Below are 15,993 nucleotides of genomic sequence, written 5' to 3'. Positions count from 1 at the left end.
CTGCCGGAACTCGCCGCGCAGAAACGGTTGTCTCCTCCCACCGGCACCCGAAACGGCGACCGCCTGCCCCAAGGTCATGTGCACTGATCTGTCGCATGCAACGGGCGGTCCGGTGGTGCCATCCACCCGCCCGTGGCGGTGTCCCGGTCGGCGGGGCTGACGTGTGCCGCGATCAGGCGCCATCCCTCCTCCTCATCGAGGATCCATGTGCGCGTGTAGCGGACCCGGGCGAGGAACGGTTTCCCGGCAAGGGTGCCTTCCAGCGTGCCGAGAAACCAGGTCACCCCGGTGCCGCCGACCACGAGCACCGCCAGGTCACGCGGCCCCTTTCTGAGCCCGGCTCAGACGGCCGATCCCAGATGGGCCATGCGGCGGGGGCGGGTGCAGGCTCCACCGACCGGCGTCCGCCCAGCTAATCGCCAGGTTGCCCATCACCTGGCTGGTTTGGAGCTCGCAGCGCGGACCCTGGGTCACGGCGCCGCAGCCGCGCGTACGCCGGTGGATGCGACTCGAGCAACTGGTACCAGCAATGGACCTGAGTGATCCGCAAGGATGTGGTGTCGACCGTTCCGAGGAGGACAGCAGTGTCAGGTAAGAGAATGATGATCGCCGCGACCACCGTTGCCGTGGTCGCGGCGGGCATCACGATGCTCGGCAGCGTGCCGGCCAACGCGATCGCCAACGGCGAGCCGGTCAAGGATGGCAAGTACCGTTTCTCCGCCAAACTGACCATGACTGGAATCCCGGTCCTAGGCGGAGGAACACGCAACAGCGCCTGCTCGGGCGCGCTGGTGGCGCCCCAGTGGGTGATCACCGCCGGGCACTGCTTCCGCGACGAGAACGGGGTCCGTGTCTCCCGTCCGGTCGCCGCCTCCACGGTCGCGACCGTAGGTCGCACCGATCTGGTCACCAGCCCCGGCGGCCATGACCTGGAAATCGTCGAGGTGCGCCAGTCGGCCACCGCCGACGTGGCCCTCGCCAAACTGGCCGGGCCGATCACCGATGTGAAGCCGCTGAAGGTGAGCAGCCGGGCTCCAGAAATCGGCGACGTGCTGCGGCTCACCGGCTACGGATCGCTGACCAGCACCAACCCGACGCCGGTGACGCATCTGAACACGGGACAGATGGAGGTGGAGTCGTTGCGGGACGCGAACCTGGGCGTTCGCGGCTTGGCACCGAGGCCCGACACCACGCCGTGCCCATACGATTCCGGCGGCCCGTTCTTCCGCGAATCCCGCTGGCGGGCCCCGGAACTGGTGGCCGTGGTGAGCAACGGCCCGAGCTGCCCACACACCGGCATCGAAACCCCGGCACGCACCGACAACATCGCCGACTGGATCCGCGACACCACCGACGGCCGCTGACCCTCAGCAACCCCGGCCCGCCGGCGGAGTCCCATACGCCGCCGGCGGTCGCGGACCTACGTGAGGGCTCGCCGCGCAGGTGACCAGGATGGACGGGATGTCGATGATCAAAGGACAGGCGTCGTAGCAGGTTCCCAGGTCAGCCCTTCACCGCGCCTGCGGTGATCCCCTCGGTCAGGAAGCGCTGCCCGAAGGCGTACATGACCACCACGGGGATGCTGACGAGCAGCGACGCCGCAGCGAGCTGTCCCTGCGGCACGACGTCCCCGGTGATCATCGACTGCATCCCCACGGGAAGGGTCTTGTACTCGTCCTTCGTGATGAACACGAAGGCGAAGAGGAACTCGTTCCAGGCATTGGTCAGGGTGAACAGCGCTACCGCCAGCAGTCCCGGCTTGGCGAGGGGCAGCACCACCCGGCGGAACGCTTGGAGGCGGGTGCAGCCGTCGACCAGCGCGGCCTCTTCCAACTCGACGGGGATCGACGCGAAGTACCCTGCCAGCAGCCAGGTGGCGAACGGAAGCGTGAAGGTGGGGTACGTCACCACCAGAGACCACAACGAGTCGGTGAGTCGCACCCCGATGAGTAGCTGGTACAGCGGGATGAACAGCAGCGCGCCCGGCATCACGTAGGTGATCAGCACCGTGACGGTGAAACTCTGCGCCCCGCGGAACCGCAGTCGGGCCAGCGCGTAGCCAGCCAGGGCGGCGCAGACCAGTGCCACCGCAGTAGACGCCACGGACACCAGCACCGTGTTGAGGTACCAGCGGCCGAAGGGCTTGGTGGCGAAGAGATCAGCGAACTGCTGCAGGGTCCACGGGGTCGGCCACAGGTCGTGGTCGCGCATGACGATCTGACCCTCGGACTTGAAGGCCGTGACGGCGATCCAGTACAGCGGGGCCAAGACGAAGACGAGCAACCCGGCCAGGGCGACAGCGGAGGCCAGCCCTGACACCAGCGACGACGCCCGGCGACGTCCCCAGGCCCCGAGCGCCGAGACCACCCGGCCGACCGCCGCCGCGACCAGCAGGAGCACCCCGAGGACCACCGCCGCCTTCCAGGCGATGTGTGGCGACGCCCAGGCCAGCAGACCGGCGACCGCCGCGGCGGCGGCCCACGGCAGTGCCTTCCGCGCCGTGCGGGCCGTCCGCGCCGTCCGCGCCCTGCGGGCACGGCGGGGCGGCTCGGTGCCGGCGTCCCGGCGTAACAGCCGGACCAGCACGAACACCAGCCCGCCGATGGCCGGCAGCATCACGAGCGTGACCGCTGCCCCCGCGCCGTACTGCAGTTGCAGGATCGCCTTCGAGTAGGCGACCAGCACATACGGCGCTGTCGCGTTGCCCGGGCCGCCTTGCGTCAGCAACCAGATGAGGTCGAAGTTGTTGAACGTCCAGATCGACGACAGGGTCACCGTTACGGTGATCACATGGCGCAGTCCCGGGAGCGTCACGTGGGCGAACCGCTGCCACGGCGTCGCACCGTCCACGGTCGCCGCCTCGTACAGGTCCGTCGGGATGGCCTTCAACCCCGCGAGAAACGCAACGGTGAAGAACGGCACCCCCTTCCACACGTTGACGAGGACCACCGATGGCATGGCCAGCGACGCCTCGGACAGCCAGCCCGCGGGCCAGCTTTCGACCAGGTGTGCCCTGGCCAGCAGAGGCCCGATCCCCGAGTCGGTGAGCAGCATGTTGACGCTGCCGAAGATCGGGTCGAGCAGCGACCGCCAACTGAACGCCGTGACCACCGTCGGGACCACCCACGGCAACAGGAGCAGTCCGGCCAACACGGCCCGTCCACGGCGCCGATGGTGCAGCAACAAGGCTGCGGACAGCCCCAGCACCACCTTGAACACCTCGGCGTAGGCGGTGAAGACGAACGAGTTCACCACGCCCGCGTGGAACTGCTCGTCCCTGGCCAGGGCGGTGTAGTTGGCCAGGCCGACGAACACGCTGTGCTGCCCGTGCCGTTCCGTGGTGCTGGTGACGACCGACCAGGCGATCGGCACGAGTACGAGACCACCGACCAGCACGGCCATGGGAGCCAGGAACAGTGCCGCCAGCCGCCAGTCGCGACCCAGCCGTCGCTGGGTGGCGGTGAGGGAGCCGGCCTCCGGCGGCGAGGATGCTCTCGCCGCCGGGGCCGGTGCTGGACGGATCGACGTCACTGCGGCAGCCCCTGCTGGGTGAAGATCTGCACCATCCTGGCGTGGGCGGCCTGCACGGCCCGCGCCGGCGGCGTGCCCTGGATGACCTGCTGCATCATGTCGGTGAGGAGGTAGGCCCCGACGGCGGCCTGCTGGCCGGCGCTGGCCTTCTGCGGGAAGTCCAGGCCGTTCCTCGTGGACAGCGGCAGCGACTGTTGGGTGATCTTGCGCATGATGGGGAACGCCGGGTCACCGCTGGTGAAGAACGGGTCGGCATCCCAGACCTTGTCCCAGGCTGGCAGCGCCAGGCCGGGTGCCTCCTTCGCCACCCCGAGCAGCGCGGGCGCGGTGACCAGGTACTGCGCCAGGAGCTTGGCGAGTTCTGGGTTCTTGGCGCCCTTGAAGATGACGAAGCTCTGTGACTGGCCGAGCAGCAGGGACTTGTCGGTGGCCGGCCCGATGCAGTCGGGGAAGACGTGGGTGTTCTCGTAGACGGGGTTCTTCTTCGTCTTGGAGTCCGCGTAGACGCTGAACTGGTTGCGGGTGTAGCCGAGGATCCCGGCGAGCCAGTTCTCGTTGTTGCTGGAGTCGGTCCAGGCAGCCACCCCCGGCGGCAGCATCGGCTTGTACCTGGGGTTCGTGTAGATGTCACCGAGGAAGGTCACCGCCTGCACCGTCTCGGGAGAGTCGAACGTGACCTTTCTGCCGTCGTTGGAGGCGATCGCCCCGCCGTAGGAGTTGATCAGTGCCTCGATCATGCCGTTGGCGTCACCGGACCGGTTCACGGTCATGCCCCAGCCGAACCGGCGCTTGGCTGGATCGGAGATCGCCAGGCACAGGTCCCGCAGCTCCTCCCAGGTGTAAATGTCCTTGGGGGAGATGCCCTTGTCCTGCATCCAGTCCTTGCGCAGGAACGACCCGATTCCGATGAAGTGGTAGGGGATGGCGAACCACCTGCCGTCGAAGACGCAGAAGTTCTTGGACTCCGCGGTGGGCTCGCCGTACTTCGCCGTCAGCGCCCGGACGACGTCCGTCACGTCCTCCAGGTCGCCCAGCGCCTGGAACTGCGCGACGAACCGCGAGTCGGTCATGAACGCAAGGTCGCGCGCCACGCCACCTTTGACCTCGGCGTCAATCTTGGCTACCGCGTCACCGGCGTCGGCCTGGACCAGACTGTTCTCGATCTTCGTGCCGGTGGCATCGGCGAAATTCTTGATCGAGCTGTCGAGCGCCGCGTTCGCCGCCTCCGAGTACAGCTTCTGCGACAGCATCCCCATCGAGGAGCCCTTCAACGATGCCGCGGCGTCGATCAGCTCCTTCGGGACCTCGGCCTGTACCCGGGGCGTCGACGGCGAGCTGTCTCCGCATGCGGCCAGACCGGCCGCGCCGAGCAGCCCCACCCCCATTCCCAGAATGCTGCGCCGGGACCGCAACGGGTGGTCCTCCATGTATTCGCCTCCTTCGCCTCGCCTCACCGCTGCACGCCGGAGGGCGGCCGAGAGGCCTGCCGTCTTTTCCGTAGACACCCACGAACCGCACACGAGGACGATCGCCCCGATCGGGGCGATCGCGGCCCGTCTCTGCCGCGCAGTCATCGGAAAGTTGCCCCGGCGCGCGATGGGCCCTCCTCGACCTATCCCGAGACATGCGCCGCCGGCCCGGAACATCGGCTGCCCGGCGGTGCGCTCACTTTACACATTTTGGGAAGTCACGCCTAGGTCTGGAGCGATTTCCGGCAATCAACGCCATTTGTTACAATCAATGTCGCGACTGGGATCTCGGCGCGACCGCGCAGTCAAATCATTGAATGTGATCACTATACCTGTGAAGGCTGGGGCGCCCGGCGTCGCGGAGCGGGGCCCGGCGTCGGGTCGAGGGGGCGCCGCCGGTGGCGGATGTCGTGCGTACGGACATCGCCATTGCCGACATCGTCGTGCTGCTCTGGGCGAGCAGCACGATCACCGAGGCCACCGGGCCATGGCTCGACTGAGCCGTTAGCCTGTGGCCCGGCCATGCGTCGCCGCGTCCCGGGGCCGGATCAGGCTGCGGGCAGCCGCACCTCGAACTGGCAGCCGCGGCTGGTGTTGCGCACGTCGACCCTGCCGCCGTGGGCTTCGACGAGGCCGCGCACGATCGCAAGGCCGAGCCCCCCACCACCACCGGAGCCGGCCGCTCCCGGTGTGCGGGCGCGTTCGCCGCGGAAGGCGACGTCGAAGACCCGGTCCAGGTCCTCCTCCGGGATGCCGCCGCAGGTGTCGGAGACGACAAGCCACACGTCGTCGCGTTCGTGACCGGCCGCGATGTGCACGGTGCCGTCCTCGGGCGTGTACCGGACGGAGTTGATCAGCAGGTTGCTGACGACGCGGGCTAGCTCGCGCTCGCCGGCGTGGACGAGAGGCCAGCCGCTGTCCGCGGCGACGAGACGGATTCTGCGGTTGGCGGCGAGCGGGGCGACGCCGGCGATCGCGTCGGACACGATGTCGCGCAGCGGCACGGTGGTGGGCACGAGCCGCAGCGCCCCCGCGCTGATCCGGGACAGCTCGAACAGGTCGTCGACGAGTTGAGTCATGCGGTCGGTCTCGACCCGGATGCGCCGGTGGTAGTCGTCGATGGTGGCCGGGTCGTCGATGACGCGGTCCTCGAGGGCTTCGGCCATCGCCCGTAGCCCGGCAAGCGGGGTGCGCAGATCGTGTGACACCCAGGCGACGAGTTCGCGCCGCCCGGCCTCCAGCCGCCGTTCCCGGTCCCGGGCCGCCTGTGCCCAGACCGCGGAGGCGGCCAGCCGGCTGCCGAAGATGGCGCCGACGGCGAGGCTGATCACCGCCGAGGCGCTCACGGTGACGAGGACGACCCACAGGTCGTGCGGGGACAGGAACATGGCCTGGGCGACCGTGGCCACGCCGACGACCACGGCGAGCACGGTGACGGTGAGCAGCACCAGGACGTGGACGAGGATCGAGCGTCCGCGCAGCAGCCGTAGCGTCCCGGCGCCGGCCAGCCCGACGACGCCTCCGGCGGCGAGGGCGTAGAGCCCGATGAGCAGCGTGTCGTTCACCGGTGGTCGCCCTCGCCGAGCGGGTCGTAGCGGTAACCGACGCCCCAGACGGTGCGGATGCGGCGCGGTTCGGCCGGCTCCCTCTCGATCTTCTCGCGTAGCCGGCGGACGTGGACGGTCACCGTCGACTGGTCACCGAACTGCCACCCCCACACCTTGTCCAGCAGGTCGCTGCGGGACCACGCGCGCCCGGGGTGACGCATGAGAAAGACCAGCAGATCGAACTCCCGGACGGTCAGCGACAGCGGCGTGCCGTCCAGCTCGGCGACGCGGCGGGCGGTGTCGACGGCCAGCTCCGCGTCCACGAGCCTGGTCAGGCCGGCCGGGCTGGTGGTGTGCCCGGCGGTACGTCGCAGCACCGAACGGATGCGGAGCACGAGTTCGCGGGGCGAGAACGGTTTGGTCACATAGTCGTCGGCACCGACCTCCAGCCCCAGGACCCGGTCGGCCTCCTCGCCGAGGGCGGTAAGCATGATCACCGGCAGGTCGGGCAACTGCCTGCGGATCCGGCGGCACACTTCGAGGCCGTCGATGCCGGGCATCATGAGATCGAGCACCACGAGGTCGGGCCGGTGTATGGCGATCGCCGCGAGGCCGTCGGCGCCGTCGGCGGCCAGCCGGACCTCGCAGCCGTCCTGCTCCAGGTAGCGCCGGACGACGTCGCTGACGGTTAGGTCGTCGTCGACCACCAACACCCGATGTCCCATCCCGGCCACGTTACCGACCGGCCGGTCGCGGGCCGCTCCCGCCGGGTCTTTCGGACTTCTTACGGCCTGCCGCCGACCGGCGTCGCCGGTCAGCTGACAGGCAGGTCAGCAGTGTCGTGCCGGCGACGAGGAGCAGGACGACGGCAAGATTCCGGCCGTACGGCAGCGGCAGCACCGAGGGGTTGTCCGGGGGCCGGCCGAAGCCGAGGACGAGCGGCAACGCCACGAAGGTGATGGCGGCGGCGCTGACCGTGGCGGCACGCGCCACCGACCGGTGGCGGTCCGGGACGAACCGGGCGATCGCCGCGCCGGCCGCCAGCAGCCCGGCCATCCAGACGATGTCGTGACCGGCCAGCATGCCGGCCAGGAAGAGCAGCACCCCGGCCGGCTGCAGGCCGGGGTCGGCGAGAGCGCCCACGGCGGCGTACCCCATCAGCAGGACGCCGACAGCGACGAGGGCTGCCCGGATCCTCACGAAGACTCCCGCACGGTGATCCTCGCGACCCACTTGGTCTGCAACACGCCGGGCCGGTTCGGGGCGATCAACCGTGCCGGGTAGCCGTGGTCGAGGTGCAGGGGTTCACCGCCCAACCGCAGAGCGATCAGCGTCAGCGGGTCACGGACGTGGGCCGGCGCGACCGTCGACGTGCGGTACCGGCCGGCCGCCTCCAGCGACTCGATGAAAACGGCCGCCCGGTCCGGGTTGGCACCCACATGGGCTACCAGGTCCCGCAGCCGTACGCCGGTCCACCGCCCGGTGGCGCTCCAACCCTCCACGCAGGCGATCGGCAGTTCCACGGTGTGCTGCTCGAAGGCGTGGAGGGCGGCGAGATCCAGGTCGGCGTGCCCGGCGCGACCGACGACCGCCAGCCGGTACGACGGATCAAGCGCCAGGGCGGACACCCCGGCGCTGTTCGCGGTCTTGTTGACCGGCAGCCCCTGGGGCCCCACGTCTGGTCGGCGGGGGGCGAGCACCGCCAGGCCGGACAGCGGCCGGAGGGTCTGCCCGACCGTGGTCAGGGTGATCAGCCCGGCTGCGGCGGCGACGCCGCCGAGCACCCCGCGCCGGCTCAGCCGGCCCTGCGGCGGCTCGGGGGCGGTGCGGCTGAGCGCGCTGCGCACGACCGGCAGTTGTACGCCGACGTGCACCAGCAGCGCGCCGACCGCCAGCCACGCCACCCAGTAGTGCCCGGCGGTGAAGAAGAACGGCATCGGCGCGTACCAGCGGGAGATGTTCAGGACCCCGCCGACCACCTGGAACAGCGCCGCCGCGACCAGTACGCCGACGCTGGCGCGTTCGGCGGCATGGGCGATCGAACGGATCGGCGGCCAGGTGAACAGGTGTGGGTAGACCGACCACAGCTTGGCGCCGAGCAGCGGCACCGTGGCGAGACCGGTCGCCACGTGTAGACCCTGGGTGAACCGGTAGAGCCCGACCGGGCGGGCCGGCCACCAGAGCCAGCCCGGCGGGTGCTGGATCAGGTGGCTGAGCAGCCCGGTGAGAAAGCAGACGGCAAACGTCGCACCGAGCGCGACGCCGAGCTGGCTGGTCAGCCGCGTCGACCGCAACCCGGACGGAAACGCGCCAGGTCGCATCGGCCCGCGCCGCAGTGCTGTGGGCGGTGCCGGCAGCGGCATCAGCCACCACCGGGCGAGCCGCCGCAGTACGGTCGGACGGCTGTTCACCGGAGGGCGAGGGTGGCGAACCACCGCCCAGCCTCCGCCCAGGTGTCGAGAACGCGCATCGCCGTGGCCTCGGCAAGCGCTGGAAGACCGTCGAGGGGTACGCAGGCCCAGCGCAGGGGGCCGCCAGTGCCGCCCGGGGCCTGCACCGTGGCCGTGCCGGACCAGGCGGGCGTGCCGGGTGGCGCGAACTCGGCGTGCAGTTGGCCGTCGGCCGCCAGCAGCCGTCGGCAGCGGCGTAGCAGCCGGTACGGGTCGCCACCGATGCCGACGTTGCCGTCGGCCAGCAGCAGGTGTTGCCAGCGGCCGGTGCCCGGCACCGGGTCGAAGACGTCGCGTTGCAGCGCGACCGCGCCGCGGCGACGGGCCAGGCGGACGGCGGTGGCGCTGATGTCGATGCCGAGGGCCGGACGCCCGGCGCCGATCAGCGCACCGGTGAGCCGGCCGGGACCGCAGCCGACGTCGAGGGTGGGGCCGGTGCAGCGATCGAGCAGTGCCGTGTCCCCGGCGGTTGCGTCCCGGCACCAGACGGCCGGGTCGAACCGGAGCACGCCGCCGCTCGGGTGCCGGGCCGTGAACGCGGCGGGGACGCCCGACGCGGCCCGGTCGAACGCGGCCTCGAAGACCGCCACAGCGTTCACCGGGCAACCGCCGCCGGTGACGGCACGTCGGCTGCGACGGCGACGCCGAACCGGCTGCCCGCCGGGCACAACGCGGCCACGGCACGGGCGTCGGCCGCGGTGTCCACGTCACGCAGGCGGGGCAACAGGTGGACCCGCAGGCCGCGACGGTGCAACGCGGCCAGGGTGAGCCGCCCGGTGTGCGCTGCGGAGGTCGGGATCGTGCGCAGGACTTCGGCATGGCCGGGCTCGCGCAGGCCCAGCGCCCACCAGCCGCCGTCGTCGGCCGGCCCGAGCACCGCGTCCGGCCCGTCCACCGTGCCGAGCAGCCCCACCGCGGTGTCTAGGTGTTCGGCGGTGAGCTGCGGGGTGTCCATGCCGATCAGCAGGGTGGCCGTGCCCACCGCGAGGCTGTCGGCGAATGCGTTGGCGAGGCGGTCGCCGAGCGGGCCGCCTCGCTGGGCGACCCTCGTCCAGCCCTTCGGGGTGGGGTGGCCGCCGTCGACGACCAGGACCCGGGCACCGGCCGTGGCCGCGGTGACGGTGTCGAGGGTGTCGGCCAAGGCGGCTGCGGCGATCCGGGCAGCCTGTTCGGGCGTGCAGGGCGGGCAGAGCCGGGTCTTGACCCGGCCGGGTTCCGGCGTCTTGGTCAGCACCAGGAGCTGAGGGGCGCTCACCGGGCCAGCACCGCACTCATGTCCCGGATGGCGCGGGCGGTGCCGAGCAGGGTGCCGGTCACCTTCGAGCGGGTGCCGGCTGCCCGAGGGTGGTAGTCGACGTCGACCTCGAGCACCCGCCAGCCGGCCCGGCCCGCCGCGATCAGCAGTTCCAGCGGGTAGCCGAAGCGGCGGTCGCGCAGCCCCAGCGCCAGCAGGTCGGCGCGGTGCACGGCCCGGATCGGACCGATGTCGTAAATGTCGAGGCCGGTCGTGCGGCGTAGCCGGTGGGCCAGGACGGCATTGGCGGCCCGGGCGTGCAGCGGCCACACGCCACGCGCGGCCGGGCGACGCCGGCCGGTGCCCAGCCGCGCCTCGCCGGCAAGGACGGGATCGGCCAGCCGGGGTAGCTGCGCCGGGTCGAAGGACCCGTCGGCGTCCATCACGCACACCACCCCGTCGGCGGGGTCGGCCGCCAGGACTCCTGCGTGCACGGCGGCGCCGTACCCGGGCTCGGCCACACTGATCACCTCGGCGCCGTGGGCGCGGGCCACGGCTGCCGAGTCGTCGGTCGAGCCGTTGTCCACCACGATCGGCCGGTAGCCGGCCGGCATCCGGGCCAGCAGGCCGGGCAGGGCCGGGGCCTCGTTGCGGCAGGGAAGAACCACATCGGTCATGCCGCGGACGCTAGGACACGATCCGCCCGGAAATTCTTACCTGGCGATGACGGAATCTTACGGAACGGTGACCCGGACCGGAGTCCTTACGAACCGCTGACGGTAGGTCGCGGCCGGGGCGCGTCGCCGCGTCCCGGCTCTACCGTCGGCACCGTGACTCACGTACTCGTTACCGGTGGTGCCGGATTCATCGGAACCCACGTCGTGACCGCCCTGCACGACGCCGGCCACCGGGTGACCGTCGTGGACGCCGGCCATCCCGGCGCACACCGCCTGCCGCTGCCGGACACCGTGGCCGGAGCCCCACTCCTCCGGCTCGACCTGCGCGACCGGCCCGCCGTCGACGGCGTCCTGGCCGGCGTCGACGTGGTGGTCCACCAAGCGGCCATGGTGGGACTCGGCGTGGACCTGGACGACCTGCCCGAGTACGTCGGCTGTAACGACCTCGGCACCGCGGTCCTGCTCGCCGCGATGGCCCGCGCGGGCATCCACCGGCTCGTGCTCGCCAGCTCCATGGTCGTCTACGGCGAAGGCGCCTACGCCTGCGCCGAGCACGGTCCGGTCCGCCCCGCGCCGCGAACCGTCGCCGACCTGTCCGCCGGTTACTTCGAGGCCGCCTGCACGATCTGTGGTGCCGCCGTCGCCCCGGGGCTGATCGGTGAGGAGGCTCCGCTGGATCCACGCAGCGTGTACGCCGCCACCAAGGTTGCCCAGGAGCACCTCACCGCAGCCTGGGCCCGGCAGACCGGCGGCGCCGTCGTGGCGCTGCGATACCACAACGTCTACGGGCCCGGCATGCCCCGCGACACACCGTACAGCGGGGTCGCGGCGATCTTCCGCTCCGCCCTGGAGGCCGGACGGGCGCCTCGGGTGTTCGAGGACGGCGGCCAGCGCCGCGACTTCGTGCACGTCCGCGACGTGGCGGCGGCCAACCTCGCCGCCGTGAACGCGACCGGCACGCGCACCGGCTGGCGTGCGTACAACGTCGCCTCCGGTCGCCCGGCCACCATCGGCCAGATGGCCGCGGAGCTCGCGCGGGCCGCCGGCGGGCCCCTGCCGGTGTTCACCGGCGAGTTCCGGCTCGGCGACGTGCGGCACGTGGTCGCCTCGCCTGCGCGTGCCGAGACCGAACTCGGATTCCGGGCCGCCGTGGGACTCGCCGACGGAATCGCGGAGTTCGCCCACGCGCCGCTGCGCGGATGAGTGTCCGACTGGCGAACCATCCGGCACGAGCCGACCTGATCGCGGCCGCTGGCGCGCTCGGCCTGGTCGCGACGGCCGCCGTCACCGGCGGCGTGCTGTACCTACTGGGACACCCGGTGCACGCCAGCACGGCGCCGCTGTCCGCGCACTGGCTGCCGCACGTGGGCCCAGGCACACCGCCGGCCCTGCTGCTGGCCGTGCTGGTCTGGTGGCGCGGACCCGCGCTGGCCGCCCGGCTGCCCTGGCGGCCGCTGCTCGCGCTGTCCTACGCCACCGCGGCTGCCTGGACGCTGTCGCTCGCCCTGGTCGACGGCTGGCAGCGCGGCGTCGCCGGCCGGCTGACCACCGAACACGAGTACCTGCACGAGGTCCCCGGCGTCACCGACATCCCCGCCATGCTGGGCGAGTTCACCACTCGGATCCTCGACTTCCAACCGGATTCCTGGACCACCCACGTGTCCGGTCATCCGCCGGGGGCACTGGTCGTCTTCGTCTGGCTCGACCGGGCCGGGCTGAGCGGCGGCGGCTGGGCCGGTGTGCTGTGCATCCTGGCCGCATCGCTCGTCGCCGTCGCCGTGCCACACACCGTACGGCTGCTCGGCACCGGCGAGGCGGCCCGTGCCGTACTGCCGTTCACGGTGCTGTTTCCCGGGGCGATCTGGTCGGGGGTGTCGGCCGACGGGTTGTTCGCGGGTGTGACCGCTACCGGGATCGCCCTGCTGGCGCTCGGCATCACCCGGGGCCGTGCCGCAGCCAGCGCCGCCGGCGGCGCCCTGCTGGCCTTCGGCTGCTACCTCTCCTACGGGCTCGTCCTGATGGCACCGATCGCCCTGGTGGCCGTCGTGCTGGCCGACCGGCGCCGGCGCACCGTGGGTTGGGCGTTCGCCGGGGCGGCGGCGGTCGTGGGCGCGTTCACCGCCGCCGGTTTCTCCTGGCCTATCGGCTATCGCCTCGTCATCGAGCGCTACTACCAGGGCATCGCCGCCGACCGCGCATACGGCTACTGGGTCTGGGCCAACCTCGCGCTCGTGGTCGTCGCCGCCGGCCCTGCGGCCGCCGTGATCCTTCGCCGCGCGGTGGTGGCCGGTTGGCGGGCGGTGTCCGCTCCACCGGCACGTGCGGACTACGCCACCTGGCTGCCGACCCTCGCCGCCACGGCGGCGATCGTCGCTGCGGACCTGTCCGGCTACAGCAAGGCCGAGGTCGAACGCATCTGGCTGCCCTTCACCGCATGGCTCATGGCCGGAGCGGCCCTGATCCCACCCGCCGACCGCCGCCGGTGGCTCGCCGTGCAGGCGGGTGTGGCCCTCACGATCAATCACCTGCTCCTGACGACCTGGTAGGCCGCACCGCAGCAACCTCTCGCCCAAACGGCTCCACCGCTGCTCAGCCGTAGCGGGCCGGCCGGTTCGCCCTGCCTGCCCGCGACGTCGCCCCGCACGCCCGCGACTTCTTACCGAACGGTGACGTGCCCGCCGAAGACTGACCGTTCACCGCCGGACGGCCCGTACCGGTTGACGTCAGCACATCACCGAAGCCGGTTTCCAGGCTTGAGGAGATCCCCATGAACCACAGAAGGAACTGGACCCCGCTGGTGCAGTCGCGGCTGGCCAGGCTCGCCATGGCCGCGGCCGTGCTGGTGGCCACCGGCGCGCTCACCGTCACCTTCGTTTCCAGTGGCGGCAAGGGCACCGCGGACGCCGCAACCAGCCTCGACCAGTACGTGCCCATCCAGAACGTGCGGCCGAACGTGCGGAACCCGAAGCCGGCCGCAGCCGCGTCGAGGGGCCGGTTCACCGTCGACTGCGGCACGAACGGCAACGGCAAGTTCAGCCCCGACAACCCGGTGGCCCAGCCCGGCATCCGTAACGGCGCCGAACACGTCCACGACTTCGTCGGCAACCTGGCCATCACCGCGAACTCCTCCAACGCCGATCTGGACGCCTCCGGCACCACCTGCCGCAACGGTGACAAGTCGTCGTATTTCTGGCCGGTCGTGCGCATCGACAAGACCGTCCGCGGCGGCAACCAGGTTCAGCAGGCCCTCGCCCAGACCCAGCCGATGGTCGTCTGCCCCTCGGTCGGTCAACGGCTGCGCGCCGTCCCCGCCGGAGTCCGCGACACCGTCGACCGCCTGCTGACCGAGCTGGACCGCCAACAAGTCGCCGCGAACCAGCGGATGACCGCCAGCCACGGCCGCATCGACGCCGCGCTCAACAAGGAGGTCCTCGATTCGCTGCGCGCGCGCCGCGCCGTTGTCATCAAGGAGATCAGCGCCATGATCACCGCCGCTGGCGGCAACCAGCCCGGCCTGGTTTCGCTGGTCGACTGTGACGTCAGCTACGACGGCATGCACGCCCGGATGCACGGTGCCACCCACCGCGCGGACGTCAAGGCGGCCCAGATCGCGAATCCGCGGATTCAGTGCCCCACCGTGCGGGACAAGCTGCCCGGCGTACCCGACCAAGCCCTTGCCGAGGTGAACCGCAACCTCGACGAACTCGACCGGCAGATCTCCGAGGCCAACGAACGCCTCGTCACCACCCGTGGCCAAGGCGGCCCGGCCTTCGTCGACAACGCCATCCTCGGACCGCTGCGCGCCAAGCGGGTCGCCGTGCTCGACCGGATCGCCATCGCGATCGGTCGGCAGGCCCCCCGGCCGCAGGGTCTGGAGACGCTCGCCACCTGCACAGTGGACCAGGCCCCCGGCACCCCGGCGGCACCGAGCAGCGCACCCAGCAGTGCCGCCGCCCTACCCGAACCGCAGGGGCCCGACCTTGAACTGCCCGGCAACACCGGCGGCATCGTCCGCCCGGCACAGGTGCTGATCGAGTACCGCGGCAACCCCGTCAGCAAGGTGGTGCCGATGCCGAAGTTCCTCCGGGCCCTCACCGGCGACGCCAAACCCACCAGCCGGGGCCCGGCCAACGCCCGCGCCACCTGGACGTGCTCGGGCTTCACCGACCGGCTCTCCGACAGGTATCCGATCTGCCCCGCCGGTAGCCAGGTGCAGCGCGTGCACGACTTCCCAGGCTGCTGGGACGGCAGGAACATCGACAGCGACAACCACCGCAGCCACGTCGCCTTCGCCGACAAGGCCACCGGTGCCTGTCCGCAGGGCTTCGTGGCGATCCCGCAACTGCGGATCACCGTGGCCTACGACATCGACCGCGACGTGCAGGTCAGGGGCCAGTACGCCCTCGATTCCTTCCCCGAGGAGAACCACAACCCCTTCTCCGACCACAACGACTTCATCAACGTCAACTCCGCCCAGACCATGCAACGTATCGCCGCCTGCATCAACAAGGGCAAGAACTGCTCCTGAGGCCGGGGCGAGAGTTCCCTTCGAGACTCCCGCCCCCGTTACCCGCTCTGGTCCGGCTCAGGGCGGAACGCCCGGCGGCGGTGGCCACTGCTCCGCCTCCGCCGGATCCGGCCGGTAACCGGCCGGGTGCGCGACGGGCGGGCGGCGGCATCGAGGGCGGACTGACACTTCGAACAGGTTCGCAGCACGGTCTGGGCGCGCCGCTCACCGCAGCGCTGGCCGTCGAGACGTTCCCGAACGTCATCGCGAATGACCTGCCGCAGCTGCTCATACATCGCTGACCAGGCGGTCAGGAAGGCATCGACGCGGCGAAGTACTCGCGTACGGTTCCCCTTGGCTGGCGCATTTCGTTGGTTGTGTTGAGGCGCTGCCGCGCTGGAACGCGGCAGCGGCGGCGCCCCCACTGGGGCGCCGCCGGCTGTTGGTCGGCGGTGTTGGAGGCCGATGGCCTGCTTCGATGCGGACGAGTGGGTCGATGTCAGGCCGACGGGCAGCAGGATGTGTCCCCAGCGGCTGAGAGGCTTCCCGATCGGGGGCGGGGGGCGAAGAAACCGGCC

Annotated in this window: 14 protein-coding genes; 4 read left to right on the top strand and 10 right to left on the bottom strand. The window is 71.3% G+C overall.

Translation table 11 applies throughout. The annotated features are described in order from the left end of the window. Positions 1 to 74: 74 nt before the first annotated feature. The gene (locus tag E1258_RS03000; RefSeq protein WP_243715139.1) at positions 75 to 308 is read right to left on the bottom strand and encodes a nuclear transport factor 2 family protein; all 234 of its coding nucleotides are present in this window, start codon (positions 306 to 308) and stop codon (positions 75 to 77) included. A 276-nt stretch (positions 309 to 584) separates the two neighbouring features. Here E1258_RS03000 and E1258_RS02995 point away from each other — a divergent pair, with 276 nt between their 5' ends. Next, positions 585 to 1,364 (top strand): trypsin-like serine protease, encoded by a 780-nt coding sequence (locus tag E1258_RS02995; protein WP_243715138.1) that lies wholly within the window; start codon positions 585 to 587, stop codon positions 1,362 to 1,364. Between the two features lie 139 nt (positions 1,365 to 1,503). Here the strand turns inward: E1258_RS02995 and E1258_RS02990 are convergent, their stop codons facing one another. The 9 genes from E1258_RS02990 to E1258_RS02950 form a co-directional block, all read right to left on the bottom strand. Further along, positions 1,504 to 3,531, bottom strand: a complete 2,028-nt coding sequence (locus tag E1258_RS02990; RefSeq protein WP_132396592.1) for an ABC transporter permease subunit — start codon at positions 3,529 to 3,531, stop codon at positions 1,504 to 1,506. Beyond that, complete coding sequence (locus tag E1258_RS02985; protein ID WP_132396590.1) at positions 3,528 to 4,958, bottom strand: extracellular solute-binding protein; 1,431 nt, start codon at positions 4,956 to 4,958, stop codon at positions 3,528 to 3,530. Before E1258_RS02985 ends, E1258_RS02990 begins: the two co-directional genes overlap by 4 nt. Before the next feature lie 590 nt (positions 4,959 to 5,548). Next, positions 5,549 to 6,565, bottom strand: coding sequence for a sensor histidine kinase KdpD (locus E1258_RS02980; RefSeq protein ID WP_132396588.1), 1,017 nt, complete (start codon positions 6,563 to 6,565; stop codon positions 5,549 to 5,551). Next, complete coding sequence (locus E1258_RS02975; RefSeq protein WP_132396586.1) at positions 6,562 to 7,272, bottom strand: response regulator transcription factor; 711 nt, start codon at positions 7,270 to 7,272, stop codon at positions 6,562 to 6,564. Before E1258_RS02975 ends, E1258_RS02980 begins: the two co-directional genes overlap by 4 nt. Positions 7,273 to 7,282: 10 nt before the next feature. Next, positions 7,283 to 7,747 (bottom strand): hypothetical protein, encoded by a 465-nt coding sequence (locus tag E1258_RS02970; RefSeq protein ID WP_132396585.1) that lies wholly within the window; start codon positions 7,745 to 7,747, stop codon positions 7,283 to 7,285. Beyond that, complete coding sequence (locus E1258_RS02965; RefSeq protein ID WP_243715137.1) at positions 7,744 to 8,958, bottom strand: molybdopterin-dependent oxidoreductase; 1,215 nt, start codon at positions 8,956 to 8,958, stop codon at positions 7,744 to 7,746. Before E1258_RS02965 ends, E1258_RS02970 begins: the two co-directional genes overlap by 4 nt. Then, on the bottom strand, positions 8,955 to 9,596 hold the full coding sequence (locus E1258_RS02960) for a bifunctional 2-polyprenyl-6-hydroxyphenol methylase/3-demethylubiquinol 3-O-methyltransferase UbiG (protein WP_243715136.1): 642 nt from the start codon (positions 9,594 to 9,596) through the stop codon (positions 8,955 to 8,957). The genes E1258_RS02965 and E1258_RS02960 overlap by 4 nt, the downstream gene beginning before the upstream one ends. Further along, complete coding sequence (locus E1258_RS02955; protein WP_132396581.1) at positions 9,593 to 10,252, bottom strand: TIGR04282 family arsenosugar biosynthesis glycosyltransferase; 660 nt, start codon at positions 10,250 to 10,252, stop codon at positions 9,593 to 9,595. The genes E1258_RS02960 and E1258_RS02955 overlap by 4 nt, the downstream gene beginning before the upstream one ends. Then, positions 10,249 to 10,908: a glycosyltransferase family 2 protein gene (locus tag E1258_RS02950; RefSeq protein ID WP_132396579.1), complete on the bottom strand. Its 660-nt coding sequence runs from the start codon at positions 10,906 to 10,908 to the stop codon at positions 10,249 to 10,251. The genes E1258_RS02955 and E1258_RS02950 overlap by 4 nt, the downstream gene beginning before the upstream one ends. Before the next feature lie 153 nt (positions 10,909 to 11,061). Between E1258_RS02950 and E1258_RS02945 the strand changes: the two genes are divergently transcribed. From E1258_RS02945 to E1258_RS02935, 3 genes are all read left to right on the top strand, one after another. Further along, positions 11,062 to 12,111, top strand: coding sequence for an NAD(P)-dependent oxidoreductase (locus tag E1258_RS02945; RefSeq protein WP_132396576.1), 1,050 nt, complete (start codon positions 11,062 to 11,064; stop codon positions 12,109 to 12,111). After that, positions 12,108 to 13,454 (top strand): hypothetical protein, encoded by a 1,347-nt coding sequence (locus E1258_RS02940; RefSeq protein ID WP_165949611.1) that lies wholly within the window; start codon positions 12,108 to 12,110, stop codon positions 13,452 to 13,454. The genes E1258_RS02945 and E1258_RS02940 overlap by 4 nt, the downstream gene beginning before the upstream one ends. Positions 13,455 to 13,675: 221 nt before the next feature. Beyond that, complete coding sequence (locus tag E1258_RS02935; RefSeq protein WP_132396574.1) at positions 13,676 to 15,436, top strand: DUF1996 domain-containing protein; 1,761 nt, start codon at positions 13,676 to 13,678, stop codon at positions 15,434 to 15,436. Positions 15,437 to 15,993: the final 557 nt, after the last annotated feature.

This window comes from Micromonospora sp. KC207, assembly GCF_004348615.1.
GTDB lineage: Bacteria > Actinomycetota > Actinomycetes > Mycobacteriales > Micromonosporaceae > Micromonospora.
This window is presented reverse-complemented; position numbering and strand designations above follow the sequence as displayed.

Bases quoted from the DNA above. Each gene is read 5' to 3' on its own strand.
- E1258_RS02935 (WP_132396574.1), top strand. From the start codon at position 13,676: ATGAACCACAGAAGGAACTGGACCCCGCTGGTGCAGTCGCGGCTGGCC.
- E1258_RS02975 (WP_132396586.1), bottom strand. From the start codon at position 7,272: ATGGGACATCGGGTGTTGGTGGTCGACGACGACCTAACCGTCAGCGAC.
- E1258_RS02940 (WP_165949611.1), top strand. From the start codon at position 12,108: ATGAGTGTCCGACTGGCGAACCATCCGGCACGAGCCGACCTGATCGCG.
- E1258_RS02985 (WP_132396590.1), bottom strand. From the start codon at position 4,958: ATGGAGGACCACCCGTTGCGGTCCCGGCGCAGCATTCTGGGAATGGGG.
- E1258_RS02950 (WP_132396579.1), bottom strand. From the start codon at position 10,908: ATGACCGATGTGGTTCTTCCCTGCCGCAACGAGGCCCCGGCCCTGCCC.